27 protein-coding genes and 5 tRNA genes are annotated in these 25,556 nt (G+C 64.4%); 7 read left to right on the forward strand and 25 right to left on the reverse strand.

Going from position 1 to position 25,556, the window contains the following annotated elements; genetic code table 11:
* Positions 1 to 193 precede the first annotated feature (193 nt).
* The 12 genes from rplL to C8J98_RS08160 all read right to left on the reverse strand — a co-directional run bounded on the left by rplL (position 194) and on the right by C8J98_RS08160 (position 6,117).
* Positions 194 to 562, reverse strand: coding sequence for a 50S ribosomal protein L7/L12 (rplL, locus tag C8J98_RS08105; protein ID WP_107912703.1), 369 nt, complete (start codon positions 560 to 562; stop codon positions 194 to 196).
* Between the two features lie 47 nt (positions 563 to 609).
* Positions 610 to 1,140 (reverse strand): 50S ribosomal protein L10, encoded by a 531-nt coding sequence (gene rplJ / locus C8J98_RS08110; protein ID WP_107912704.1) that lies wholly within the window; start codon positions 1,138 to 1,140, stop codon positions 610 to 612.
* A 344-nt stretch (positions 1,141 to 1,484) separates the two neighbouring features.
* Positions 1,485 to 2,192: a 50S ribosomal protein L1 gene (gene rplA / locus C8J98_RS08115; protein ID WP_107912705.1), complete on the reverse strand. Its 708-nt coding sequence runs from the start codon at positions 2,190 to 2,192 to the stop codon at positions 1,485 to 1,487.
* Between the two features lie 3 nt (positions 2,193 to 2,195).
* The gene (rplK, locus tag C8J98_RS08120) at positions 2,196 to 2,624 is read right to left on the reverse strand and encodes a 50S ribosomal protein L11 (protein WP_046969514.1); all 429 of its coding nucleotides are present in this window, start codon (positions 2,622 to 2,624) and stop codon (positions 2,196 to 2,198) included.
* Positions 2,625 to 2,826: 202 nt separating this feature from the next.
* A complete protein-coding gene (nusG, locus tag C8J98_RS08125; RefSeq protein WP_046969513.1) occupies positions 2,827 to 3,387 on the reverse strand; it encodes a transcription termination/antitermination protein NusG in 561 nt (186 codons plus the stop codon).
* Positions 3,388 to 3,395: 8 nt separating this feature from the next.
* On the reverse strand, positions 3,396 to 3,791 hold the full coding sequence (gene secE / locus C8J98_RS08130) for a preprotein translocase subunit SecE (protein WP_107912706.1): 396 nt from the start codon (positions 3,789 to 3,791) through the stop codon (positions 3,396 to 3,398).
* A 13-nt stretch (positions 3,792 to 3,804) separates the two neighbouring features.
* Positions 3,805 to 3,880: transfer RNA gene (locus tag C8J98_RS08135), tRNA-Trp, on the reverse strand.
* Positions 3,881 to 3,931: 51 nt separating this feature from the next.
* Positions 3,932 to 5,122, reverse strand: a complete 1,191-nt coding sequence (gene tuf, locus C8J98_RS08140) for an elongation factor Tu (protein WP_107912700.1) — start codon at positions 5,120 to 5,122, stop codon at positions 3,932 to 3,934.
* Positions 5,123 to 5,185: 63 nt separating this feature from the next.
* Positions 5,186 to 5,261, reverse strand: a tRNA-Thr gene (locus C8J98_RS08145).
* A gap of 27 nt (positions 5,262 to 5,288) precedes the next feature.
* Positions 5,289 to 5,362 (reverse strand) — tRNA-Gly (locus tag C8J98_RS08150).
* A 17-nt stretch (positions 5,363 to 5,379) separates the two neighbouring features.
* Positions 5,380 to 5,465 (reverse strand) — tRNA-Tyr (locus C8J98_RS08155).
* 166 nt (positions 5,466 to 5,631) lie between these two features.
* Complete coding sequence (locus C8J98_RS08160) at positions 5,632 to 6,117, reverse strand: acyl-CoA thioesterase (RefSeq protein WP_107912707.1); 486 nt, start codon at positions 6,115 to 6,117, stop codon at positions 5,632 to 5,634.
* A gap of 101 nt (positions 6,118 to 6,218) precedes the next feature.
* On the opposite strand from C8J98_RS08160, the gene C8J98_RS08165 reads away from it, so the two are divergent.
* The 3 genes from C8J98_RS08165 to C8J98_RS08175 are packed head-to-tail and all read left to right on the forward strand — an operon-like array spanning position 6,219 to position 8,909.
* Positions 6,219 to 8,132, forward strand: coding sequence for a SpoIIE family protein phosphatase (locus tag C8J98_RS08165; RefSeq protein ID WP_107912708.1), 1,914 nt, complete (start codon positions 6,219 to 6,221; stop codon positions 8,130 to 8,132).
* Complete coding sequence (locus C8J98_RS08170) at positions 8,113 to 8,538, forward strand: ATP-binding protein (RefSeq protein ID WP_107912709.1); 426 nt, start codon at positions 8,113 to 8,115, stop codon at positions 8,536 to 8,538. The genes C8J98_RS08165 and C8J98_RS08170 overlap by 20 nt, the downstream gene beginning before the upstream one ends.
* A complete protein-coding gene (locus C8J98_RS08175) occupies positions 8,535 to 8,909 on the forward strand; it encodes an STAS domain-containing protein (RefSeq protein WP_107912710.1) in 375 nt (124 codons plus the stop codon). The genes C8J98_RS08170 and C8J98_RS08175 overlap by 4 nt, the downstream gene beginning before the upstream one ends.
* Before the next feature lie 14 nt (positions 8,910 to 8,923).
* On the opposite strand, the gene C8J98_RS08180 is transcribed toward C8J98_RS08175, so the two are convergent.
* Positions 8,924 to 9,391 (reverse strand): MarR family transcriptional regulator, encoded by a 468-nt coding sequence (locus C8J98_RS08180; RefSeq protein ID WP_107912711.1) that lies wholly within the window; start codon positions 9,389 to 9,391, stop codon positions 8,924 to 8,926.
* Positions 9,392 to 9,499: 108 nt separating this feature from the next.
* Here C8J98_RS08180 and C8J98_RS08185 point away from each other — a divergent pair, with 108 nt between their 5' ends.
* The gene (locus tag C8J98_RS08185) at positions 9,500 to 9,808 is read left to right on the forward strand and encodes a hypothetical protein (RefSeq protein WP_107912712.1); all 309 of its coding nucleotides are present in this window, start codon (positions 9,500 to 9,502) and stop codon (positions 9,806 to 9,808) included.
* Between the two features lie 197 nt (positions 9,809 to 10,005).
* Here C8J98_RS08185 and ychF read toward each other — a convergent pair whose 3' ends face one another.
* From ychF to C8J98_RS08225, 8 genes are all read right to left on the reverse strand, one after another.
* Positions 10,006 to 11,097, reverse strand: coding sequence for a redox-regulated ATPase YchF (ychF, locus tag C8J98_RS08190; protein ID WP_107912713.1), 1,092 nt, complete (start codon positions 11,095 to 11,097; stop codon positions 10,006 to 10,008).
* 34 nt (positions 11,098 to 11,131) lie between these two features.
* A complete protein-coding gene (pth, locus tag C8J98_RS08195; protein ID WP_107912714.1) occupies positions 11,132 to 11,710 on the reverse strand; it encodes an aminoacyl-tRNA hydrolase in 579 nt (192 codons plus the stop codon).
* Positions 11,711 to 11,814: 104 nt separating this feature from the next.
* On the reverse strand, positions 11,815 to 12,468 hold the full coding sequence (locus C8J98_RS08200) for a 50S ribosomal protein L25/general stress protein Ctc (protein ID WP_107912715.1): 654 nt from the start codon (positions 12,466 to 12,468) through the stop codon (positions 11,815 to 11,817).
* 84 nt (positions 12,469 to 12,552) lie between these two features.
* Positions 12,553 to 13,491: a ribose-phosphate diphosphokinase gene (locus C8J98_RS08205; RefSeq protein ID WP_107912716.1), complete on the reverse strand. Its 939-nt coding sequence runs from the start codon at positions 13,489 to 13,491 to the stop codon at positions 12,553 to 12,555.
* Positions 13,492 to 13,562: 71 nt separating this feature from the next.
* A tRNA-Gln gene (locus C8J98_RS08210) sits at positions 13,563 to 13,639 on the reverse strand.
* A 40-nt stretch (positions 13,640 to 13,679) separates the two neighbouring features.
* Positions 13,680 to 15,065, reverse strand: coding sequence for a 4-(cytidine 5'-diphospho)-2-C-methyl-D-erythritol kinase (ispE, locus tag C8J98_RS08215; protein ID WP_107913046.1), 1,386 nt, complete (start codon positions 15,063 to 15,065; stop codon positions 13,680 to 13,682).
* Positions 15,066 to 15,108: 43 nt separating this feature from the next.
* Positions 15,109 to 15,726, reverse strand: coding sequence for a lipoprotein insertase outer membrane protein LolB (gene lolB / locus C8J98_RS08220; protein ID WP_107912717.1), 618 nt, complete (start codon positions 15,724 to 15,726; stop codon positions 15,109 to 15,111).
* A gap of 110 nt (positions 15,727 to 15,836) precedes the next feature.
* A complete protein-coding gene (locus tag C8J98_RS08225; RefSeq protein WP_233260168.1) occupies positions 15,837 to 17,429 on the reverse strand; it encodes a tetratricopeptide repeat protein in 1,593 nt (530 codons plus the stop codon).
* A gap of 254 nt (positions 17,430 to 17,683) precedes the next feature.
* Here C8J98_RS08225 and hemA point away from each other — a divergent pair, with 254 nt between their 5' ends.
* The 3 genes from hemA to ppk2 all read left to right on the forward strand — a co-directional run bounded on the left by hemA (position 17,684) and on the right by ppk2 (position 21,077).
* Positions 17,684 to 18,955, forward strand: coding sequence for a glutamyl-tRNA reductase (hemA, locus tag C8J98_RS08230; RefSeq protein ID WP_107912719.1), 1,272 nt, complete (start codon positions 17,684 to 17,686; stop codon positions 18,953 to 18,955).
* A gap of 31 nt (positions 18,956 to 18,986) precedes the next feature.
* The gene (prfA, locus tag C8J98_RS08235; RefSeq protein WP_107912720.1) at positions 18,987 to 20,069 is read left to right on the forward strand and encodes a peptide chain release factor 1; all 1,083 of its coding nucleotides are present in this window, start codon (positions 18,987 to 18,989) and stop codon (positions 20,067 to 20,069) included.
* 231 nt (positions 20,070 to 20,300) lie between these two features.
* Positions 20,301 to 21,077: a polyphosphate kinase 2 gene (ppk2, locus tag C8J98_RS08240; RefSeq protein WP_107912721.1), complete on the forward strand. Its 777-nt coding sequence runs from the start codon at positions 20,301 to 20,303 to the stop codon at positions 21,075 to 21,077.
* On the opposite strand, the gene C8J98_RS08245 is transcribed toward ppk2, so the two are convergent.
* From C8J98_RS08245 to C8J98_RS08260, 4 genes are read right to left on the reverse strand one after another with little or no spacing between them, the layout of a single operon-like run.
* Positions 21,071 to 21,922 (reverse strand): cytochrome c oxidase assembly protein, encoded by an 852-nt coding sequence (locus C8J98_RS08245; RefSeq protein WP_107912722.1) that lies wholly within the window; start codon positions 21,920 to 21,922, stop codon positions 21,071 to 21,073. The two genes, ppk2 and C8J98_RS08245, sit on opposite strands and share 7 nt — an antisense overlap.
* A gap of 4 nt (positions 21,923 to 21,926) precedes the next feature.
* Positions 21,927 to 23,783 carry a Gldg family protein gene (locus C8J98_RS08250; RefSeq protein ID WP_107913047.1) on the reverse strand — a complete coding sequence of 619 codons (1,857 nt, stop codon included), beginning with the start codon at positions 23,781 to 23,783 and terminating at the stop codon, positions 21,927 to 21,929.
* A 2-nt stretch (positions 23,784 to 23,785) separates the two neighbouring features.
* Entirely contained in the window at positions 23,786 to 24,520 is a 735-nt protein-coding gene (locus tag C8J98_RS08255) for an ABC transporter permease subunit (RefSeq protein WP_107912723.1), read from the reverse strand.
* Complete coding sequence (locus C8J98_RS08260) at positions 24,517 to 25,452, reverse strand: ABC transporter ATP-binding protein (protein ID WP_107912724.1); 936 nt, start codon at positions 25,450 to 25,452, stop codon at positions 24,517 to 24,519. The genes C8J98_RS08255 and C8J98_RS08260 overlap by 4 nt, the downstream gene beginning before the upstream one ends.
* Between the last annotated feature and the right edge of the window lie 104 nt (positions 25,453 to 25,556).

A 25,556-nucleotide genomic window follows, 5' to 3' on the forward strand; every position in this document is an offset into this window, starting at 1 on the left:
ATCGGAGATCGAGATTCGACTGCAGGGCATCGCTGCCCTCAACTCCCGATGTCCCATTTCCGATGGACGGAACGTGGAACGTGGATCTTCAAACACGATCGGTAGAGCAAGGCCGGGAACGGCCAAAGCCCGGGGGCTTACGCCCCCAGGCTCACTTGACGCTATGTCGAACTACTGGCGCGCAAAGCGCCGATTACTTGAGTTCGACCGTGGCGCCGGCAGCTTCCAGATCCTTCTTGAACTTGGCAGCGTCGTCCTTCGAGGCAGCTTCCTTCACGACGCCACCGGCCTCGGTGAGGTCCTTGGCTTCCTTCAGGCCGAGGCCGGTGATGGCGCGAACGGCCTTGATCACGTCGACCTTCTTCTCGCCGGCGGACTTCAGGATCACGTCGAATTCAGTCTGTTCTTCAACAGCGGCAGCGGCCGGGCCGGCAGCAGCGGCAACCGGAGCGGCGGCCGAGACGCCGAAGGTCTCTTCGATCGACTTGACGAGTTCCATGATTTCCATCAGGGACTTGGCCTTGATGGCTTCGACGATCTGTTCGGTGGTCAGGGTGGACATTGTTTTCTTACCTTCTGAAATGGTTTCGGTATGGAAAGTCGACGGGATCAGGCTTCGACCGGGGCTTCTTCGGCGGCGACGACGTCGCTACCACCCTGCTGGTCGGCCACGGCCTTGGCGGCGCGGGCAAACATCGCGATCGGCTCGATAAGGACGCGAGCCAGCATGGCGAGCGCTTCCTGACGGGTCGGCAGCGAGGCAAGCACATCGACGTGGGCGGCGGGAAGCAGCTTGCCTTCCACGGACACGACCTTCGCGATCAGCTTGTCGTTGGTCTTTGCGAATTCCTTGATCACGCGCCCGGCAGCGCCGGGTTCTTCGAGCGAGAACGCATACAGCAGCGGACCGACGAGAGCGTCCTGGACGACCTCGAATTCGGTACCGGCTACAGCGCGTGCGGCCAGCGTGTTCTTGACAACTTTCAAGAAAACACCGGACTCACGAGCCTTCTTACGCATCGCGGTCATCTGAGAGACCGTGGTGCCTGCGTACTCGGCGGCGACCAAGGAGTGAGCCTTCGCAGCGACTTCTGCCAGCTCGGCGACTACTTCTTGCTTCTGGGACAGATTGAGAGCCATTGCACTCCTCCAAATGAACTCCGCTCACGGCTCCTGCCGCTTGCGGTCCTGGGCGACATCGTCCTGACGTCGGGGACACGAGGTGTCCCGGGTGGTGGCCTTTCCAGATTCGAAACGAATACCAGAAGGGGCAGCACCATCTACGCAGGCCAGACCCGTGGAGGCATCCGATTAAGCGATCCCGCTAACGACGACGGCGTTTCCATGCCAACACGAGCTCCCTGCTCGTCGCCGTCGCGCGCTGAACGCGCCTACGGTCTTTGACGGCTGCACCGGACTTACGACCGGGGCTGCCTTCAAAAACGTTCCTCCGCCGGGAGACCCGGCGGAGGCCGTAAAACGAATTACTTGGCCGAGGTGTTCACGGTCGAGGTATCGACCGGCACGCCCACGCCCATGGTGCTGGAGATCGCAACGCGCTGGATGTACTGACCCTTGGCCGCGGCCGGCTTGGCCTTGAGCAGGTCGGCGACCAGTGTGTTCAGGTTGTCCGCGAGCTGGGCAGCGTCGAAGCTGGCCTTGCCGATGGTGGCGTGGATGATGCCGCCCTTATCGTTGCGGAACTTGACCTGGCCAGCCTTGGCGTTCTTGACGGCCGTGGCGACGTCGGCGGTGACCGAGCCGTCCTTCGGATTCGGCATCAGGCCACGGGGACCGAGGACCTGACCGAGCTTACCGACGACGCGCATCGCGTCCGGGGTGGCAATGACGCGGCCGTAGTTCAGATCGCCAGCGGCCATCTTCTCGGCGAGGTCGTCCATACCGACAGCGTCGGCACCGGCGGCGAGAGCGGCATCCGCCTTCTCACCCGGCGGCACGAACACGGCGACGCGGACGGTCTTGCCGGTGCCGTGGGGCAGCAGCGAGGAGCCGCGAACACCCTGGTCCGACTTCTTCGCGTCGATGCCCAGACGGACGGAGACGTCGACCGACTCGGCGAACTTCGCCTTGGCGTTGTCCTTGACGATCTTCAGCGCTTCTTCAAGACCGTAGGTCTTGCCGGGCTGGACGGCGGCCGTAGCGGCCTTCATACGCTTCGTGAGCTTTGCCATTTCTTAACCCTCCACTACCAGGCCCATGGAACGCGCGCTGCCGGCGATCGTACGCACGGCGGCATCCAGATCGGCAGCCGTGAGATCCGGCTCCTTCTGCTTCGCGATTTCCTCGAGCTGGGCGCGGGTGACCTTGCCCACCTTGTCGGTGTTCGGCTTGGGCGAGCCCTTGGCCACGCCCGTGATCTTCTTGAGGAGGATCGAGGCCGGCGGGGTCTTCGTGATGAAGGTGAAGGTACGGTCCGAATAGGCCGTGATCACGACCGGGATCGGGAGACCCGGCTCGAGCTTCTGCGTGGCGGCATTGAACGCCTTGCAGAACTCCATGATGTTCAGGCCGCGCTGACCGAGCGCCGGACCCACGGGCGGCGAGGGGTTAGCCTGGCCGGCCTTCACCTGCAACTTGATGTAACCAATGACTTTCTTTGCCATTTAACTTTCCTCGCGAGTGCTGGCGCCTTGCGGCTCCTCGCTGTAGACCTTCCCTGGTGGTGAATGGATTCGCCTATGCGAACCCCTGAAACACGGACACGCCGGAGCATAAAGCTCCAGCGTGGACCGGGCATTATAGGCGTCCGATGCGGGCTATGCAACGCCCGTGCCGGATGGGTCGGGACGACCGACCAGGAGGCCCTTAGGCCTTCTCCACCTGGCCGAATTCGAGCTCGACCGGGGTAGAACGACCGAAAATGAGCACCGCGACGCGCAGGCGACTCTTCTCGTAATTGACTTCCTCAACGACGCCATTGAAGTCGTTGAACGGGCCTTCGGTGACACGGACCATTTCGCCCGGCTCGAAGAGGACCTTCGGACGGGGCTTCTCGACACCTTCGCGGACCCGGCTGAGGATGGCCTCGGCCTCGGTGTCCTTGATCGGGTGCGGACGGTCGGCAGTGCCGCCGATGAAACCCATGACCTTCGGGGTTTCCTTGACCAGGTGCCAGCACTCGTCGTCGATACGCGGCGTCTTGCCGTTGGTATCGGTTTCGATCTGCACCAGGACGTAACCGGGGAAGAACTTGCGCTCGCTGCGACGCTTCTGGCCGCCGCGCATTTCGATGACTTCCTCAGTCGGAACCAGGATTTCACCGAACTTCTCTTCCATGCCCTCGCGCACGACGCGCTCGGTCAGGGCCTTGCGAACCTGCTGTTCGAAACCCGAATAGGCGTGAACCACGTACCAGCGTTTGCTCATGCCTTACCTCAATGTCCGAGTTTAAGCAGCCAATCGAGCACGACCGTCTTCAACAACCAGTCGATCAGCCCCATTAGCAGCGAGAGAATGATGACGACCACGATGATGATACCGGTGGTCTTCAACGTTTCGTCGCGCGACGGCCAGACGACCTTGCGCAACTCGAACTGCGACTCGGCGATGAAGCCGCGCAGCTTACGGCCAGGGACCGTAAAAGCGCCGATCGCCAGGGCGGCGGCGACAGCGGCAATAACACCGATAACGCGCGCGAAAGACGGCACGTTCGGGTTATCGCTGAAATAGTAGAAACCGACGATGCCGGCGATGAGCACGATGGAAGCAAGCGTTAGCTTGCCGATGTCGGCCGGGCCCATACCCTTGGCTTGTTCTGCCTTCGTGTTCATGCGCGCTCAAGAATGGCACGCCAGGAGGGACTCGAACCCCCAACCTGCGGTTTTGGAGACCGCTGCTCTGCCAATTGAGCTACTGGCGTACAAATGAAACAGTAGGGATGCCGGCCCCAGGAGGGCCGGCATCACGTGTATTACTTGTTGATCTTCGCCACGACGCCGGCGCCGACGGTACGACCGCCTTCACGGATCGCGAAACGCAGGCCTTCGTCCATGGCGATCGGGAAGCCCAGCGTGACGTTGATCTTCACGTTGTCGCCCGGCATCACCATCTCGACGCCTTCCGGCAGCTTGATCGAACCGGTCACGTCCGTGGTACGGAAGTAGAACTGCGGACGATAGTTGCTGAAGAACGGCGTGTGACGGCCACCCTCGTCCTTCGACAGGATGTACACCTCACCCTCGAACTCGGTATGCGGCGTGACCGACTTCGGAGCTGCCAGCACCTGGCCGCGCTCGACGTCTTCACGCTTCAGACCGCGGACCAGCACGCCGACGTTGTCACCGGCCTGACCCTGGTCGAGCAGCTTGCGGAACATTTCCACACCCGTGACCGTGGTCTGCTGGGTGTCCTTCAGGCCAACCACTTCAGCCGCATCACCGACCTTGACGATACCGCGCTCGACGCGACCGGTCAGCACCGTACCGCGACCGGAGATGGAGAACACGTCTTCCACCGGCAGCAGGAACGGCTTGTCGATCACGCGCACCGGCTCCGGGATCCAGCTGTCGAGCGCGTCGACCAGCTTGACGATCGACGGCACGCCGATCTCGGACTGGTCGCCATCAAGAGCAAGGCGGGCCGAACCGTGGATGATCGGGGTGTCGTCGCCCGGGAACTCGTACTTCGACAGCAGCTCGCGCACTTCCATCTCGACCAGCTCGAGCAGCTCGGCGTCGTCGACCATGTCAGCCTTGTTCAGGAACACGACGATGTACGGCACGCCGACCTGACGCGAGAGCAGGATGTGCTCGCGGGTCTGCGGCATCGGGCCGTCAGCGGCCGAGCACACCAGGATCGCGCCGTCCATCTGCGCCGCACCGGTGATCATGTTCTTGACGTAGTCAGCATGTCCCGGGCAATCGACGTGGCCGTAGTGGCGCATCGGCGATTCGTATTCGACGTGGGCGGTCGAGATCGTGATGCCGCGTGCCTTCTCTTCCGGCGCAGCGTCGATCGAACCGTAGTCCTTGAATTCACCGCCAAAACGCTCGGCGCCGATCTTGGTCAGCGCAGCGGTCAGCGTGGTCTTGCCGTGATCGACATGACCGATGGTGCCGACGTTGACGTGCGGCTTCTTACGTTCGAACTTACCCTTTGCCATGAGCGCTAAACTCCGCTGGAGCCAATGAGATAGTAAAAAAGGAACCGCCGCGGACGACGAAGATGGTGCTCATGACTGGAATCGAACCAGCGACCTCTTCCTTACCAAGGAAGTGCTCTACCGACTGAGCTACATGAGCACGATTACGCAGCGCGCGAAGTTACAATGGAGCGGGAGACGGGAATCGAACCCGCACAATCAGCTTGGAAGGCTGAAGTTCTACCATTGAACTACTCCCGCACTGCGCGGAACTCGTCTGGTGGAGGAAGGTGGATTCGAACCACCGAAGGCGTAAGCCAGCAGATTTACAGTCTGCCCCCGTTGGCCGCTTGGGTATTCCTCCAACATAGAACGCCTATTGTCGCGAGCGTCCCGGAAACTGTCAATAACTTCTGCAGGCGAATCAGCGTGCAATGACGGCTTCCGGAGGCCCGGACACCCCGTCGATACGGGCCGTCGACGGGTGGGCCGCGAAGTGTAGCGAGGTGCCTCTGTGAAGGGAAGCGTTTTTACGCCTCGCGGGTAGCAAGAACCAGCGGTTCCATCGCCCGGGACATCTCCATGAGCTTCAGGGCGTACTCCTGCAGGCGCAGATCCCTCTCCTCCACCGGCTTCCACGGCGGGACGGGGGTCGGCTTGCCACCGTCGGGCTTGTCGAGCGCCACGAAGACCATGACGCAGCTGGTGGCCAGGCGCTGCTCGCCGCTGCGCAGGTCGCGGGCGAGCACATCCACCGACAGATGCATGCTCGAAGTGCCCGTGTGAATAAGGCGGGCACGCACGGTGACCAGGTCGCCGATCAGGATCGGCGCAAGGAACTGGATGCCGCTGACCGAGGCGGTGACGCAATAGGCGCCGCTCCAGCCCACGGCACAAGCGTAGCCGGCCTGGTCCAGCCACTTCATCGCCATGCCTCCATGGACCTTTCCACCGAAGTTCACGTCGGTCGGCTGGGCCAGGAAACGGAATTCGACCTCACGTTGCGTGCCGGGCATGCAATTACCTTGCTCTGAAAAGTCGCATTATGGCCTCCTGGCGGCTTGTCCGGCCGCCCCGGCCGGCATAGATTCAACCCTACGCACCCCAGGAATGCCTGATGGTCCTTCGCAGCGTCGCCTCCCGACTCGCCCTGGCCGTCCTGCTGGGGTCGGCGATCGTCCTGATCGTCACGGGCGGCCTGCTGCTGACACATACCCGCGAGCAGACCCTCAGGCAGACCGAGCGAGAGGCCTCGGCCATCGCCTCTTCCGCCGCCAACCGGATCCAGGCGCGCGTCGACGGCGTCGCCAAGGTCGACCAGGTGCTGGCGAGCCTGCTCAGCTCACGGCGCGACGAGGCGCCGGCGATCATCCACGACATCCTCGTGGCCAACCCTGAGATCGGGGACATCAGCGCCGCCTTCGTGCCCCGCGATCGATCGTCCCTGCGCGAGGACGACGCCCCGGTGGCCCGGCGAAAACCGGATGGCGGCATCGTCATGGGCAGTCGCCTCAGCGATCCCGAGCCCTACTGGAGCTCGCCCTGGTTCATTCGCGGACTGAACTGCGACCGCGGATGCTGGCAACCGCCGTTCCGTTCGGAAGAGCGCAACGAGACCCTGGTCGGCTTCTCCATGGCCATCCCGGGGAAGAATGTTCCGGTAATCGGCGTCGCCGACGCCACCATCAGCCTTGACTGGCTGCAGAAGCTGCTCGGCGGGTTGACCAAGCCCGACCATGCCTCCGCCTTCGTACTCGACACCAACGGCGAATTCCTCGCCCACGACTGGGTGTCGTATATCGGAACACGGGGTAGCCGGCCGCTGCTTTCCGCCGTGGCCGAGAACCGCAACCCCGTACGCATCACGCCCGAGGAAGGCGGTCGCGTGAGCGAGCCCGTCTGGGTGTATTTCGTACCGATCAACGGCACGCGCTGGACCTTCGGCCTGAGCATGCCGGAGCGACAGGTGCTGGCCGACCTGCGCCACACCTACATGGTCGACATCATGCTTGGCGTACTCGCCCTGGCCGGCGTGTCACTGATCACGCTGGTAGTGACGCGCCGCTTGATGGCACCTCTCGGTGTCCTCGCCGAGCGAGCGGAGAACGTGTCGCGCGGCGACCTCGACTTCGCCCTGCCCGTGGTTCGCCGTGACGACGAAGTTGGCCGACTCACCCGCGCGTTCGACCAGATGCGTCACCAGCTCGCCGGCCATATCGACACGGCCAAGCGCACGGCACGCGAACAGGAACGCATGGCCAGCGAGCTGGAGATCGCCCGGCAGATCCAGCTCGCGCTGATTCCCGAGGCACATTGGCTGGCCGAAGATGGCCGGCTCGAACTGCATGCGGCGCTGCGGCCCGCCAGCGCGGTCGGCGGCGACCTGTACACCTACTTCGCCCTTGGCGCACGACACGTCTGCGTGATGGTCGGCGATGTTTCGGACAAGGGCATTCCTGCCGCACTGTTCATGGCGCGCACGATCACACTCGCGCGCACGATCGCCACCCATGCGCGCTCGCCCAGCGATATCCTGGGCGCGCTCAACCGCGAACTGTGCAAGGGCAACGACACCTGCATGTTCGTCACCCTGCTCTGCGGGGTCGTCGAGACCGAAACCGGACTGCTCGCGCTCGCCAGCGCGGGACACGAACAGCCAGTCTTGCACGCCGGCGGCAGCACCATCCTGATCGACGTGGAAACCGGCCCCGCGCTCGGCCTCGACCGCGAAGCGCGCTACCCTGTACGTGTACTCACGTTGCTAGGGGGCGACACCGTGCTCATGTACACCGACGGCGTCAGCGAGGCGCATGCCGGAAACCAGAAGCTTTACGGCGCGCACGCGCTACTCGAAAGCGTGTCACGCGTCGAGGAAGGCGCCACGCCGGAAGCCTTCGTCGATCGCGTGCTGGATGACGTCGATGCCTATGTCGAGGGCGCTGCCGCCTACGACGATATCGCCCTGCTCGCCCTGACCTGGCACGACACCGGTGCCGAGGGAGCCCGCCTCGATGCGGCTGTGCATTCCTAACCGCCTCGAAGATGTATTCCTCGCCCTCGATCGGGCCGAGCTCACGCTCGACCGTGCGGCCGTGGACAATGCCTGCCGCGCCGACGTCCGCCTCGTGCTCGAGGAACTGCTGGTCAATACCGTGCGCCACGGTTATCCCGACGGCCGCGAAGGCAAGATCGATATCCACCTCGAGATCCGCGCCGACATCGTCCGCCTGGAACTGCGTGATGACGCCGAAGCGTTCGACCCCCTCCTGCACGATCCACCCGACCTGCCCGGCGACATCGCGGATCGCGAGATCGGCGGGCTGGGACTGCACCTGGCGCGCAGCATCGCCAGTGACTTCGAATATGCACGCGACGCACACGGCAACCGTGTCGTTATCCGCTTCGATCCATCCTTGTCCGACGAGCCTTCCTCATGACCCTGATCGTTCGCAGCGAAAGCCCGATTCCCGCCCGCACCACCGTCTGGCTCGAGGGGCGACTCGACGCGGAGACCTTTGGCGATCTCGACGCGGCCTTGCGTGACATCACGCCGCTGGTCGACAACGGTGGCACCCTGGTCATGGATCTTTCCGGCCTCGAATACATCAGCAGCGCCGGCCTGCGCAGCCTCGCGCAACTACGCAAGCAGATGCATGACCGCGATGGCCGCACGCTCCTGCTCAACCCCCAGCCGCAGGTGAAGAAGGTCTTCGACATCGTGAAGGCGGTGCCGATCGCCGAGGTGTTCGCCAGCGTGGCGGAACTCGATCAGTACCTGGACCACATGCAGCGGCAGATCACCGGCTGATCTCGCCTCGTCGCTCAGGCGTTGTTGGTGTCGATCAGGCCTGCGCGGAGCTTTTCCAGTTGGCTCTTGAGGCCGACAACCTCATCGATCTCGCAACCCGTCGCGCAAAAGACGTCGACGGGAACCTGACCCGCCTTTTCGCGCAGTACCCTGCCCTCATCCGTCAGCGTGACAATGACCTGGCGCTCGTCGCGCGTTCCACGCGTGCGCTGGACCAGGCCGGCGGTCTGCAGGCGTTTCAGCAGCGGAGTGAGGGTGGCCGAATCAAGGAACAGACGTTCGCCCAACTCAGAAACCGTGATGCCATCGCCCTCCCACAGCACCAGCATGACCAGGTACTGCGGATAGGTCAGCTCCAGGTCTGCCAGCAACTGACGGTAGAGCTTGCCCATCGCCAGGTTGGCCGAATACAGCGCGAAGCAAAGCTGCCCGTCGAGGGTGCGCGGCGCTTCGATGCCTGGCGGGAGGGCGTTCTTGCTCATCACTGGAATGTAGGGTTGCGGATATTCAATTGCAAGCGATTGAATTGTGCCGCTGGCGCGGCCGTGGGGCCCACGTATGATCCGGTCACGGCCAATAGGGAGCGAGTCGTGATTCTGGAACACCTATGGGATTTCTTCACATCAGGATGGATCGCGGACATCATCGGACTAATCGGAAATGTCGTCCGCGTTATTCCTTACACCCTGCTCTTTCTCTTCGGCTTCCTCATGGTGCAGGGTCTCATGGCCTGCCACGCCTCGGTCGACGTGGGTAACGGGGTCGCCGCTCGCGCACTCGTCCACGGCGCCTTCCTCGATAGCCTGGGCCTTTGGTGGTCGCTCGGTGTGCCGACCGTGCTTGTCGCCTGGAAGTGGCTAGCCGAGAAGACGCGTGAGATACGCCATCGAAAGCGCTAAGGCAAGCGTTTAAGCACAGGTATTTCAGCAGCCACCCGCGTCTCGTCCAGAGCTTGGATGAACGGCGGCGTTCGGTCCTGGCAGGCAAAGTATCCGGCCGTCCTGACGTTGCCCCCACGCCCGAGATATCCACGGAACTCATTAAAAAAGCCACGGCCCGAGCCGTGGCTTTTTCCATCCGGAAACAACGCCAACGATCAGACGTTAAAGCGGAAGTGGAGCACGTCGCCTTCCTTCACCAGGTATTCCTTGCCCTCCAGGCGCAGGCGCCCGGCTTCCTTGGCACCCTGCTCGCCCTTGAACTTGATGAAGTCGTCGAAGGCGACCGTCTCGGCGCGAATGAAGCCACGCTCGAAATCGGTGTGAATCACGCCAGCGGCCTGCGGCGCGGTGGAACCAGCACGAACCTGCCAGGCACGAACTTCCTTCTCGCCGGCAGTGAAATAGGTCTGCAGGCCGAGCAGGCGGTAGCCGGCACGAATCAGACGGTTCAGGCCCGGCTCGTCGAACCCGAGATCCTTGAGGAATTCGTCGCGGTCGGCATCTTCGAGTTGGGAGAGCTCTTCCTCGATGGCCGCGCTGATCGGCACCACCTCGGCGCCTTCCAGCTGCGCGTGGGCGCGCACGGCGTCCAGGTGCGGATTGTTCTCGAAGCCGTCTTCCGCCACGTTGGCGATATACATCAAGGGCTTCATCGTGATCAGGAACATGTCACGGACGAGCGCCTTCTCTTCGGCGTCGAGGCCAGCGGAACGGGCCGACCTGCCCTGGTCGAGTGCCTTCGCGAGCTTCTCGAGCACCGGCTTCTTCGCCAGTGCGTCCTTGTCGTTGGCCTTGGCCGAACGCGTGGCGCGATCGAGCGCCTTCAGCACGGCTTCGAGATCGGCCAGCGCCAGTTCGGTGTCGATGGTTTCGATGTCGGAGATCGGATCGACCTTGTTCGCCACGTGGATGACGTTGTCGTCTACGAAGCAGCGGACTACGTGCGCAATGGCGTCGGTCTCGCGGATGTGGGCGAGGAACTTATTTCCCAGGCCTTCACCCTTCGACGCGCCGGCCACCAGGCCTGCGATGTCGACGAATTCCATGGTGGTAGGAATCACGCGCTGCGGCTTCACGATGTCCGCGAGCTGTGTCAGGCGCAGGTCGGGCACGGGAACGATGCCGGTGTTCGGCTCGATGGTGCAGAACGGGAAATTCGCCGCGGCGATGCCCGCCTTCGTCAGCGCGTTGAACAGGGTGGACTTGCCGACGTTAGGCAAGCCGACGATGCCGCATTTGATGCCCATGGCGATTCAGGTCCGATAGAAGTGATTGGTGCGGTCAGGCGACCGTGTGCAGGCGTTTCATCGCCTCTTCGAACTTGCCATCCAGCGCCAGCGGCAGCACGTCGAACGCGCGCCCGATGCCGTGCATGATGGCGTCCTCGTCGGCCGCATTAGGACGGCCGAGCACCCACGGGGTGACCTTGTCCTTGTGCCCCGGATGGCCGATGCCGATCCGCAGGCGGTGAAACTTGCCGTGGCCAAGATGGGCCACGATGTCGCGCAGTCCGTTCTGGCCGCCGTGGCCACCGTCGAACTTCATGCGGACGGTGCCGGGCGGAAGGTCGAGCTCGTCGTGGGCGACGAGACACTCTTCCGGCGCGATCTTGTAGTAGCGCAGCGCCGATGCGACGGCGATGCCACTCTTGTTCATGAATGTCGCGGGCTTGAGCAGCCAGACGGTCTCGCCAGCGAGGCGCAGCTTGCAGGTTTCGCCATGCAGCTTGCCGTCGAAGGTCCAACGCTCTCCCTGATCCATGGCCAGGGCGTCGACACACCAGAACCCGGCGTTGTGCCGGGTCCTGACGTATTCGGCCCCGGGGTTACCGAGGCCGACGATGAGACGTAGTGTTGCCATTGTTTCATCAGGCTTGTGTGGGAGCCGATTTATCGGCGATGGGGCCTTCGGCTAAACCGCTTCGTTGGCTTTTCGCCGCTGAAGCGGCTCCCACACAGTGCCGATTACTTCTTGTCGGCCGGCTTGTCTTCGGCAGCCGGCGCTTCCACGCCTGCAGCCGGTTCCGGATCGACTTCTTCCTGGACCGAGGCGACGGTCACGACGGCAACGTCGTGTTCCTTACCCAGGCCCAGTTCCGGGATTTCCACACCGGCCGGCAGCTTGAGGTCGGACAGGTGGACGATGTCGCCGGCGGAGAGCTTGGCGAGGTCGAGTTCGATGAACTCCGGGAGGTCCTTCGGCAGGCACGAGACGGTGACTTCCGTCAGGTTGTGCGAGATGACCAGACCGGCGGTCTTGCCGGCGGGCGACTTTTCCTGGTTCAGGAAGTGCACCGGGACGGCGACCTTGAGGACTTCGTTCTCGTTAACGCGCAGGAAGTCCATGTGCAGCATGAGCTGCTTGAACGGGTGCTTCTGCCAGTCCTTGATCAGGACCTTCTGCTTCTTGCCGTCGACGGTGAGGTCGATGACCGAGGAGTAGAACGACTCGAAACGCGAGCCGAGCAGGACGTCGTTGTGCAGGACCTGGATCGCCTGCGGCGCATCGCCTGCGCCGTACACGATACCCGGCACGTAACCGGCAAGACGCAGGCGGCGGCTCGCACCCTTCCCCTCGATCTTGCGGCTGGTAGCCGTGAGCTGATGATTCGTTGCCATTGGTGTTGCCTCAGTGTTGAAAGCCGCCTTCCGGCGACTGGTAAAGGGCTCCTCCGCGACCAGGGGAGCCCGAAAAACGATACGTCAGTCGATGTAGAGCGAGCTTACCGATTCGCCAAAGGCGATGCGGCGGATCGTCTCCGCGAGCAGTTCCGCAACCGACAACTGGCGGATTTTCGCACAGTCGCGGGCGTTGTCGCGCAACGGCAGCGTATTGGTGACTACCAGCTGGTCGAGCTGGGAGCCTTCGATGTTCTGGATCGCGGCACCCGAGAGCACCGGATGGACGCAGTACGCGACGACCTTGCGGGCGCCCTTTTCCTTCAGTGCCGCCGCGGCGGCGCAGAGCGTGCCAGCGGTGTCGACGATGTCGTCCACCAGTACGCAGGTCTTACCTTCCACGTCGCCGATGATGTTCATGACCGTGGCCACGTTCGCCTTCGGACGGCGCTTGTCGATGATCGCCAGGTCCGCGTCGTCGAGACGCTTGGCCAGTGCACGGGCACGTACCACGCCACCGACATCGGGACTGACCACGATCAGGTCGTCCATGCTGTGATGACGCCAGATATCGGCCAGGAGCACCGGCGAGGCGTACACGTTGTCGACCGGGATATCGAAAAAGCCCTGGATCTGGTCGGCGTGCAGGTCGATCGTCAGAACGCGGTCGGCACCTGCCGTCGCGATCATCTTGGCAGCCAGCTTCGCCGTGATCGGCACACGCGCCGAGCGCGGGCGACGATCCTGGCGGGCATAGCCGAAATACGGCATCACCGCGGTCACGCTACCGGCCGATGCGCGCTTGAGCGCATCGATCAGCACCAGCAGGTCGAACAGGTTCTCTGCGCTGGGAGCACCCGTCGGCTGGATGACGAAGACCTCCTGCTTACGAACGTTCTCCTCGATCTCGACCTGGGCCTCGCCGTCGCTGAACCGGCCGACAAGCGCCTTGCCAAGCGGAATACCGAGACGGGCGGCGACATCGTCGGCGAGCAGACGGTGCGCGTTACCACTGAACAGCATCGGGGTGGACGTATCCACGTAGGAACTCCTGGCATGAGAGAGGGTTGGATCGGCTTTGCCACCGCGAACGGTGGCTGGGGCGGCAGGATTCGAACCTGCGCATGCGGGAATCAAAATCCCGTGCCTTAACCAGCTTGGCGACGCCCCAACAATTCGTTTTGCCGCAGCCCGCGGCCCTACCGTCCTTACTACCCGATGCCCGAAGCTTCGATCCGTTGCCGCGCGACATGCAGCGGCGAAGGGTCGACACCCGCTGCCACGTGGGCCCTGAAGCCCCCGGAACAACGCGAGGCGACCGCAAGGGCCGCCTCGTGGGTTCTCGTTTCCAGGAAGATGCAACCACCACTACCGGACAGGCGCGCGTGGCCGAAGCCGCCCAGCCAGTCCAGTGCAGCCGCTACCCGCGGGTGACGCGCGCGAACCACCGGCTCGAAGGCGTTCTCCGCGGAATCCCCGGAAACAAAGGATGAAATTGTCGCCCGCGGGGCATTTCGTGTCAATTCGACAGCCCGGAATAGTGCCGCCGTGGGCACGTTCTCGCGGGGATCCACGACCACGTACCAGCGTCGGGGCAGGCGCATCGGGGTCAGCTGCTCCCCCACCCCTTCCGCCCAGGCCGAACGGCCGCGGACGAAAACCGGGACATCGGCGCCGAGTTTGACCCCGAGGGCGGCCAGGGCGTCCTCGTCCAGGCCGGTACGCCAGAGCAGATTCAGCCCTACCAGGACGGACGCGGCGTCAGAGCTGCCTCCACCCAGGCCGCCGCCCATGGGTATGCGCTTGGCCACATCAATGTCCGCGCCCAGCTCGGTCCGCGTCTCCGCGGCGAGAAGACGGGCAGCGCGGATGGTCAGGTCCGCCTCTTCGGGAACCCCGCTGATCGGCGTCGGGCGGGTGATCACGCCGTCCCCCCGAATCCGCAGGCGCACTTCGTCGCCCCAGTCCAGCAGGCGGAACACCGTCTGCAACTCGTGGTAGCCATCGTCACGGCGGCCGACGATGCGAAGGAAGAGATTGAGCTTTGCCGGGGCGGGCCACGCAGTCCAGTCACCCTCTTCCAGGGGTGCCAGCGGGCGACTCATGAACACCCGAAGGTGATCGGGGAAGCCGTTTTCGCGATCGCGCTCAAGGGCCCGGGCAAAGGCGGGTCCGTGCTTGTCGACCACGCTGAAGCCGTGCTTCGCATAGAACGGCGCATTCCACGGGACGTCGGCCAGGGTACCCAGGTCGACCCGGCGATACCCCGCCTCGCGTGCCCACTGGCAGGCATGTTCGAGCAGGGCCGCGCCGATGCCCTTGCCACCAAAGGCCGGAAGCACGTCGATCTCCGCGACGCCGATCACGTCGGGCGGCCCCTCGGTATCGAGGCAGACGAAACCCACGATCTCTTCGTCCACCGTGGCAGCCCACACGAGCCCCCGGACGATCAGCTCACGCACGATATCGCCCGGCAGGGCCATCGACGAATAGGCGTGCCACGCCTCGTGCCCACGAAACAGCTCGACGGCGGCCCGCTCGATGGCACAAAGGCGCTCGGCGTCATCCGCGCGGGCGCGGGAGATCTGAAAATTCATCATGGACCGGGGGGCTTCGACAGGGTCGGAGTATAGCGGCGCGCTATCGACCGAACGACCAGTTCTCGACGGACAGCCTGACCTTGTAGGGCGCTTTCTCGGCGAAAACACGGGTCGGCATGGCCGGCTGCCGCGTGGCGTCCCATTGCTTGTAGTCGACGGTCCAGCCGTCCTGGATCAGACGCGATGGCAGACGATCGGTGCCGAAGGCGATGTCCGCCGGACCGGTGTCGGCACGCAGGCCCAGGGCCCAGCGCTTCAGCTCAGCCAGCGGAATTTGCCAGCCCACGGTGCTGGCCATCAGGGATTCGGCGTCGGCTCCGCGGCGCGGGCCGCCATCGAGGCCTTCCAGCTCGGCACCGTCAGGACCACCGGTAAGCCGGAACGTACGCCCGGTGATCGGCCCGCGCACGGTGAATTCGTAGCGCTCGCCGTCCTGTCGCCAGGTCAACGTGCCGGAGTTGCTGTCCTTGCCGTCACTGACGGACAGTTTGCCTTCGAGGGTCCAGTGGTCCGCATCGGCGAGGCTGCGTTCGCGCTGCTCCTGCATGCCGAGGGTGGTGGAATCGCCCTGCAGGCGCACCGGCGCCCTCGTGGTGGCGCAGGCGGCAAGCAACAGCACCGAAAGCAGGACGACGTTTTTCTGCAGGAGCCGATTCATCGGCGAAAAAGGTACCTGTAGGAGCCGGTTCATCGGCGAAAAGCCAACGGAGCGGTGACGCCCATTCGCCGCTGAAGCGGCTCCCACAGGGGTTCCAGGATGAAGGCCCCTCAAGGCTTGAGCTTCCGCTCGGTCCGCTCCAGGGAAGCGTTCTTCGGATCGATGCGACGCACTTCGTTGAGCACCTTGCGGGCTTCGTCCTGCTCGCCGCGGTTCCACAGCACTTCGGCGAGGTGGACGCCAATGTCGGCATCCTTGCGCCTGAGCCAGGCGCTTCGCAGGGTGCTTTCGGCCTGGTCGAGCTGACCCTGGCGAAACTTCAGCCAACCCCAGGAATCCGCGACCGACGGGTCGTCTGGACGCGCGCTGCGAGCGGCCTGGATCAGGCTCTGCGCCTCGCCGAGGTCGCGATCGTTGTCGGCCAGCGTGTACCCGAGCGCATTGCTCGCCTCGATGTCACCCGGTTTGATCTCAAGCACCTTGCGGAAGTCCGCCACGGACTGGTCGATCTTTCCGGCTTCCGCGTAGGCGAGACCGCGGCCGTAGAGCATGTCGGTGTCGTCGGGCTTGACGCGCAGCGCCTTGTCATATGAAGCCGCGGCGGCGTCGAACTGGCGGGCATCCATGTACAGCTCGCCGTCGAGTGCAAACGCCTTGAGCAACTGCTCGGGGCGATCCGCATAGGTCGTCTGCAGCTCGGCGACGACTTCGTGTGCGTCGTCGTCCTTGCCTTGCAGGTGCAGCACGACGGCGCTGCGCACCGAGGCGTCGTAGATGTGCGGATCGTCGTCGCTGACCGCCGCATACCAGTCGAGCGCATCTTCCTGTTTGCCAAGCAGCTCAGCCAACTGGCCCAGGGTAAAAGCGTTGTCCGACTGGACGCTGTCCGGCTGGTGGCGGATCTCTTCATAGAGGCGACCCACGGCCGCCTTGTCGTCGGCGCGGGCGGCCAGCGTCATCCGCATCGTATAGGTGTCGCTGTCCTGGGCCCCGGTGGAGAGCAGCTTCGCGGCCGCCTTTTCGTCGCCTCCCTGCGCCAGTACGCTGGCATAGGCCAGGCGCAGACGGGTGTTCCGGGGGTCCTTGGCGACCGCCTTGGCGAAGAGCTTCTTCGCGCCCTCCTTGTCGCCAGCGCGGAATTTCTGCTGCGCGGCCCAGGCGTACGTGGTGCCGTCGTGGAAACGCGCCATGGCTCCGTCACCGACGGATTTTGCGTAGTCGTGCCGACCCAGGTTCTCGCCCAGCTCGCTCATGGCCAGCCATGCGCTGGAATCGTTGGGCAAGCGCTGCGGCGTAGCGACCCGCTCGAGCAGGACACCCGCCTGGGCAGCGTCGCGTGCACTCATCAGGGTGCGGCCGATCTCGCGCCAGGCGTCCGGGTCGCCGGTGGCGATCATGGCATTGAGCTGACGCTCCGCTTCCACGGTATCGCCCCGATCCAGGGCCACCCGCGCCCTGCCCTCGGCCAGATCCAGCGGCTTGCCGTGGAGCGCGGCCCAGCGGTCAAGCGCCTTGGTGGCGGCGGCCTGGTCGTGCACCGCCAGAGCCAGCTCGGTCGCCCGTCCGGCAACCCGGGGGTCGTCGCTCAGCTGCGCCGCGTTGCCATAAGCCTCGGCGGCGGCCTTGAGATCGTTGGCAGCCAACGCAAAATCACCCGCCATGAGTTGGGCCTGGACGTCGCGCTCGGGGGGCAGAATGGCCACCTGAAGCCGATCGAGTGGCTGGACGCCCGTTCGGGTCGCCCTGGGCGCCTCGGGGGGCGCCATGGCACAGCCGGTAGCGACGGCCGCCAGGCTGACCAGAACCACAAGATGCCGCACTTGCTTGAACTTGGACCGACCGCTCAGCACACTAGTCTCCGTCATCATCGATAGGGCGCTGCAAGAGCCAGGCGCCTTGTGAGCGCACAATGCGCCCTTAGCTTAGCCGACGCCACCGAAGCCGACTCACGCCCGTCATGCCACTCATCGCCCTCGGGCTCAATCACCTCTCCGCGCCGGTCAGCCTGCGTGAACAGGTGGCATTCGATGCCACGGTGGCTCCGCAGGCGCTGGACGACCTTGTCCGTCAACCGGGTGTCGAAGAGGCGATGATCCTCTCCACCTGCAACCGCACCGAGTTGTACTGCAGTGTGACCGAAGGGTTCGAGGCCGTGCCGCGCCAGTGGTTGTCGCGTCAGCATCGATTGACCCCGCAACGGCTGGACGAGTTCCTTTACCGGCATGACGAGCAGGAAGCGGTGCGTCACATGTTCCGTGTCGCCACGGGGCTGGACTCCATGGTGCTGGGCGAACCGCAGATCCTCGGCCAGGTGAAGGACGCCTACCAGCAGGCCCGCTCGGCGCAGAGCCTTCGCGCGCCGATGGAACGCCTGCTCCAGCACACCTTCGCGGTGGCCAAGCGGGTCCGTACCGATACACGCATCGGCGCGCATACCGTCTCCGTCGCCTACACGGCCGTTCGCCTTGCCGAGCAGGTGTTCACCGACCTGCGCCAGGCCTGCGTGCTGTTGATCGGCGCCGGCGAGACGATCGAGCTGGCCGCCCGGCATCTGTCCGACAAGAAAGTCCGCCGGCTGATCGTGGCCAACCGCACGCTGGAGAACGCCCAGGAGCTGGCCGGCCGCTACAGCGGCTACGCCATCGCGCTCGCCGACCTGCCCCGGCATCTCGCCGAAGCCGACATCGTGATCACCTCCACCGCCTCGCGCCTGCCGGTGGTCACCAGACAGATGGTGGCCGACGCCATCGCCGCACGGCGCCGCCGCCCGATGTTCATGGTGGACATCGCCGTGCCGCGCGACATCGAGCCAGAGGTCGCCCATCTCGACGACGTCTACCTCTATGGCATCGACGACCTCAAGCAGGTGATCGACGAGAACCGCCGCTCACGCGAGCTGGCGGCCCGCGAGGCCGACGCCATCATCGACCTCCAGGTCGATCGCTACATGGCGTGGCGCCGCGCACTGAGCCTGCGCAATCCCGCCGTGGACATGCGCGTCGCGGCCGAGGCGCAGCGCGACGAGGTGTTGGCCAAGGCCCAGGCCATGGTGGCCCGGGGTCGGTCGCCGGACGAAGCGCTCGCGTTCCTTGCCAATACCCTGACCAACAAGCTGCTCCACGCACCCAGTGCGCGCCTGCGCGATGCCGCGCTTTCCGGCGATCTCGACCTCCTCCACGCGGCCGGCCGGCTTTATGGACTGGACCCGGACGACGACGTTTCCGCATGATGTGCGGCTCCTGCCACATCCCGTGCCCCGAATGACCCCCTCGATCCGCCGCAAACTCGAAGCCCTGGCCGAACGGTACGAAGAAATCGGCCTGCTCCTCGCACAGCCGGACGTGCTCGCCGATGGCCAGCGCTTCCGTGATCTGTCGCGCGAATACGCGCAACTGGAACCGGTGACGCTGTCGCTGAAAGACCACGACACGGCCGAGCGCGAGCTGGCCGAGTCCAGGGCCATGCTCGACGACGCCGAAATGCGCGAGATGGCGGCCGATGACATCGCGCGCATCGAAAACCACCTGCGCGCGCTCGACGCCGACCTCCAGCTGCTCCTGCTCCCGAAGGACCCGCGTGATGATGGCAACCTGTTCCTCGAGGTCCGTGCCGGCACGGGCGGCGATGAAGCCGCCATCTTCGCGGGCGACCTCTTCCGCATGTATGCACGCTACGCCGAGCGACAGCGCTGGCACGTGGAAATCCTGCATGCCAACGAAGGCGAGCACGGCGGGTACAAGGAAGTCGTCGCGCGCATCGAAGGCCGCGGCGCGTACTCGAAACTGAAGTTCGAGTCGGGTACGCATCGCGTGCAGCGCGTGCCGGAAACCGAATCGCAGGGTCGCATCCACACCTCGGCAGCTACCGTCGCGATCCTGCCCGAGCAGGACGAGGTCAACGACATCGAGATCCGCGACGGCGACCTGAAGGTCGACACCTTCCGCGCTTCGGGTGCGGGCGGCCAGCACGTGAACAAGACCGATTCGGCCATCCGCATCACCCACCTGCCAACCGGCACCGTCGTCGAGTGCCAGGACGAACGCAGTCAGCACAAGAACCGCGCCCGCGCGATGAGCCTGCTCAAGGCGCGGTTGCTGGATGCAGAGCGCAGCAAGCAGAGCGCCGCCCAGGCCGAGTCACGGCGCCTGCAGGTCGGCTCGGGCGACCGCAGCCAGCGTATCCGCACCTACAGCTACCCGCAGGGACGGATCACCGACCACCGCGTGAACCTCACGCTCTATCGTCTCCTCGAGACGATGCAGGGCGACCTCGATGAGCTGATCGATACGCTCACGCGGGAGCATCAGGCGGACGAGCTGCAGAACCTGATTGCGGCAAGCTGAAGAGCATCGCCGCTGAAGCGGCTCCCACAAAGAGCATCGCCGCTGAAGCGGCTCCCACAAAGAGCATTGCCGCTGAAGCGGCCCCCACAAGAAGCTGCGATCCCCCTGTGGGAGCCGCTTCAGCGGCGATAGCTTCGTGTAGGAGCCGATTCATCGGCGATGGGTGCTCGCGCAAAACTTACACTTCCTGCTTCACAATGCCGACCACCTCTCCCTGTGGACGGCGAACCGATGGGCAAGAAGAAAAAGAAAGCCTACGAGCAAGACCTCGAGGCACTGCAGATTGAACTGGTCGGCCTTACGCGCTGGCTGCGCGCTACCGGCAAGCGCATGCTGGTGATCCTCGAAGGGCGAGACGCCGCCGGCAAGGGCGGCACCATCAAGGCCATCACGGACAAGCTCGACACCCGCGCCGCACGCGTGGTTGCCCTGGGCAAGCCATCGCAGACCGAAGACGGCCAGTGGTTCTTCCAGCGCTACGTGACGCAGCTTCCAACCGCTGGTGAGCTCGTGCTGTTCGACCGCAGCTGGTACAACCGCGCCGTCGTCGAACCAGCCATGGGCTTCTGCACTGACGACCAGTACGACGCCTTCATGAAGGCCTGCCCGGCCTTCGAAAAGTTGCTCGCCGACGACGGCATTATCCTGTTGAAGTACTGGCTCTCGGTCGACCAGGACCTCCAGGAAGAACGCTTCGCCGAGCGCGCGGCTGATCCGCTGAAACGCTGGAAACTTTCTCCCGTAGACCTCAAGGCCCGGGAGAAATACGTCGAGATGGGCGACCTGCGCGACGCGATGATCCAGCACACCCATACCGCCGATGCGCCGTGGTTCGTCGCCGACTTCAACGACCAGAAAGAAGGCCGGCTCAACCTGATCCGCCACCTGCTCGACCAGGTGCCCGACAAACTCACGCCCGACAAGGAATTCGACCTGCCGCCACTGAAGGGCAAGCCAAAGAAGGACAAGGTCACCGCCAAGGCGGAGAAGGTGCCGAAGGTCTACTGACGCGCCGCGGCGCGCCGTACGGGTGTCCTGCGCGGCAGGCGCCCGTTGCGCGAAAGCCTCAGCCACTGGCGCAAGGCCAGCAGGCCGCCAGCGGATTCGATCATCGCCGCGGGCACCCACATGATCACGCCGCCGATCAGCTGGCCGGTGAGTACGTTGAGAGTGAAGGCGCGGCCGCATATCTCGAAGATCGGGTAGAGATCGGTTTTCGAGAACGTGACGATGGCCCCGGCGACGATCTGCGGCGTCATGGTTATCGCTGGCGACAACACGCGAATGCCGGGTGACATCCTTCCCGGTGGCTTCGGCCGGTGATCGAGCACGATCCACCAGTACGTCAGCCCCGAGAGCACCATCGACCAGTTCATGGCGCGGTAGATCCGCCAGTCCAGCATCGCCATGGTCTGCATGTCGGGAATGAGCCAGACCAGGATCAGCGCGACGAAGAGCGCGGTGACGAACGCCGGATTGAACAGGCACGCGGCAACGATCCGCCACGCAAGCGATTGTCCGGCACGACGCAGGCGCACACGCAGCCAAAACGGCAAACCAGCGCGCAGTACCGTCCCCGGATACGCCGCGATGAGCAGCAACGGCGCAAGATGATGCAGCAATACCTGCTGGATCCGATGCATGAAGAACTCATGCTCGGCGTAATAATCGAAATACGTGTGCAGCGCCACGTAGATGATCGCCATACCGATCCAGAACGCCGCCTGACGCAGGGGCGTCACGCTCAGGCGCCGACTTCCGGCGATGTACGTCATGGCCGTGGCGAGGAAGACCACAAGGAATACCCAGGAAAACTCCCAGGGCACGATCCATTTCATGATGCCGGCACCCATCCGCTCAGACGACGCGTCGGGCGCGACGCGTGCGACGCCACCCGTAGATCAGGCCGAGCAAGGCGACAAGGCCCGGCACCAGCACGATATTGATGAACTTCAGGCGCAGGCCCAGGGCGTCGATCTCGGCGTTGAGCTGGTGTTGCACGTCGCGCAGCTCCTTGCCGATGGCGAGCTTGCGCTGCAGGTACTGCTCCACTTCGCGACGTTGCTCCGGCGTCGCGGTGGCCGGCCCCGCCACCCCTTTCGCCGGCTGCAGTTCCGCGAGCCGCCGCTGGGTTTCGTAGAGCTCGTTCTCGAGCTCGCGTTTCTTGACCAGGAACTTGCGATCCGCCGCTGCCTGAAGGGCCTTGACCCGGGTAAACGGCCGTTGCGAATTCACCCGTCCCCGGATCGACAGCAAGGCCGTCGAGCCACCCAGGTTGTCGACCAGATTCGCCACGAAATCGCCGTTGTTGGCAAACGGCGTCAGCTGCTGCTGTCCGAGCAGGGGCTGCACGTCGATCCAAAGGCGATCTGACAGCAGGTCCGTGTCCGCCACCAGCACCACCTCGCCCGGACCATTGGCGACCGCGAGGTGACCCTTCTCGCGACGTTCCGGAAAAGCGGTATGGAAGGTATCGCGCAAACGCGCGGCGAGAAGGTAGCGCTCGTGGGTCGGCTCGTAGTTGTCGAGGAGGCTGGTCGGGTCGCCCGCCGAATCGCGCACGCGCTGGGCCGGCACGATGGCCGCTTCGTCCGATGTCTGCACCAACGGGATCAGCCGGGCCTTCGTGTCCTGCGCGAGTTCGAAGAAGCCGGCCGTCGAGAAGTTGATCCGCTGCAGGCTCGCCGTCACCACGTCGTCATGGTTCAGATCCTGCGCGCCCAGCCCGAGCATGGCCGGATGGCCGATGCTGTTGCCATTGAGTTCGATGGTCAGCGCCTGCGAGCGATCCAGCACCACACGGGTCGGGTCGAAGACGACCCCCCAGTTCTGGAACAGACGCGGCAGATTGGAGTCGTGATCGTCGACCGTACCGTGCGAGTCGACCAGCGGCGTGGCGTCCATCTCCGCATCGGGATCGACGAAAACAACCAGATGACCGCCACGCAGCACGAACTGGTCGATCGCATACTGCGCGTCCTCCGAAAGGTGTTTCGGATGGATGAGCAGCAGCACACTGATCGAAGGATCGATGTGGGTGACGCTATCGGGGTCGATCGCCGTGACGTCGGCCAGCTGGTCGAGCTGACGCATCAGCGTCCAGGGCGCCTCGCCGATCACCAGGTTGCCTTCCACGGGCAGGGAACTCATCACACCCAGCCGCGGCTTCCTGGGCATACCCAACTCGTAGAGCAGCTTGGCGATGTCGTACTCGACAAAGGCCTCGCGCGCCGGATCGAAGAAGGGAATCGCCTGCGGTGCGGTATCGCCGGGCCCACCACTACCGACCAGGCCGAAGAAAACGCGCTCGCCGTTGCTGCCGCCGCTGGCGGGAGTGAGGCCATAACTTTCGGCAGCGTCTTCGTCGTCCGAGTAGGGCACCGGATCGATCACCCGCAGACGGATCCGTCCGTGCGCACGGACGGCAATCTCGCGAAGCATCTCGTGCACGCGCTGCTCGTAACTGCGCAGCTGTGCAAGATCGCGCGTGGCGTGATCGGAGAAATACAGCGTGATCGTGAGCGGCTTGCGCAAGCCGTCGACGATATCCAGGGTACCCGGGGTGAGCGTGTAGATGCGGTCGGATGTGAGGTCGACGCGCGCCGTGCGCAGTGACAGCGAACTGATCGCAACCGTCACCAGGAAAAGCACGACGATGCCGAGCAGCGAAAGCCGCAGCAGGAAGGGACGGGAGAGATGCAGATGACGCGACATCTTCATCGCGTCCTCTTCAGGTCGAGGACCACGACGCTCGCAGCCAGCCACGCCACGATGGTCGCGAAGAAGTAGACCAGGTCACGCAGGTCGAGCACGCCCCGCGCGATCGCATTGGCGTGGCGCGAGATACTGATCTGGCCGAGCGCACCGATGGCCCTCGGTGGCACGGCATCCTGGAAGAAATCGAGCACCTGCGGCTGGCCGGCGAGCAACAGCAGGAAGCACACTGCCGCGGTAAGAATGAAGGCGATGATCTGGCTGCGCGTCGCCGTGGACATGCAGGTGCCAATGGCGATGAAGGCGCCAGCCATGAGCCAGCTACCCACGTAGCCGGCGAGGATCACGCCGTTGTCGGGGTCACCGAGGTAGTTCACCGTGATCCAGATCGGAAAGGTCAACAGCAGGCAGATACCGATGAAGGCCCAGGCGGCAAGGAACTTGCCGAGCACGGCCTGCGATATCGACACTGGCAGGGAAAACAGCAGTTCCAGCGTGCCCGAGGCGCGCTCCTCGGCCCACATCGACATCGTCACCGCGGGTACGAGCACGAGATAGAGCCACGGATGCATGTCGAAGAAGGGCTGCAGGTCGGCAAGACCGCGGTCGTAAAAGTCGCCCGTGTAGAACGTGAGAACCCCGGCCATGACCAGGAAGATCACCATGAACACGTAGGCCACCGGCGTAACGAAGTAGCTCCACAGCTCGCGGCGCATGATCGCCGTTACGCCGCTCATGCCTGTGCCCCGCGCGGCTGCGTGGTGATCTGCCGGAACACCTCGTCGAGGCGTCCCTGCTCGAGCTGGATTTCCGACACTTCGAGGTTCTGCGTACGCAACAAGGCCTGCACTTCTTCGAGGATCGGCTGACTGTTCCTGGGGAACACCGTGACGCGGCCGTCGAGCGGATCCACTTCCACCGATGCAACGTTCGGGATGCGCGCCAGCATTTCCCGGGACACGCCGCTGCCCGCGGCACTGAACGACACGGCGCCGTGGTAGCGCGAGCGCGCTTCCAGCTCGGCAGGGGTCGCGTCGGCGAGCAGGCGACCGTTGGCGATGATCGCCACGCGATTGCACAGCGCGTGCACTTCTTCGAGCAGATGGGTGGAGATCAGGATGGTGCGTTCGCGCGCCATCGCGTCGATAAGCATGCGCACCGAGTGCTTCTGGTTCGGATCGAGGCCGTCCGTCGGCTCGTCCAGCATCAGCACCGGCGGGTCGTGCAGGATCGCCTGTGCAAGGCCCACGCGCCGGCGCAGCCCCTTCGACAAGGTGCCAATGGTCTGCTCGAGCACGTCTTCCAGTTCGAGCCGCATCACTACTTCGTCGAAACGACGGAAGGCGATGTCCCGGTCCAGGCCGCGCACGCGAACCATGAAGACCAGGAACTCCCGGATGGTCATCTCGCCATAGCTGGGCGCACCCTCGGGCAGGTAGCCCAGGGCCCGTTTGGCGGCGAGGGGTTCCTTGCGTACATCGTGTCCACAAACCCGGGCCGTACCCGACGTGGGCGCTAGGAAGCCGGCAATCATGCGCATGGCGGTCGACTTGCCCGCGCCATTGGGCCCCAACAGCCCAAGCACCTGGCCCGGCTCGGCGCGCAGGGTCAGGGCGTCCACCGCAATCAGCGGCCCATAACAACGAGTAAGTCGGTCGGTCTCGATCATTACTTCGCAGTGTAGCGAGCGGCCCAGCGGATAGCTCGCTGCGCTAGCTCGTGTGTCCATTGTGGGAGCCGATTCATCGGCGAAAGGCCTCATTCGCAAACTGG

The organism is Luteibacter sp. OK325 (genome assembly GCF_003050935.1).
Taxonomy (GTDB): domain Bacteria; phylum Pseudomonadota; class Gammaproteobacteria; order Xanthomonadales; family Rhodanobacteraceae; genus Luteibacter.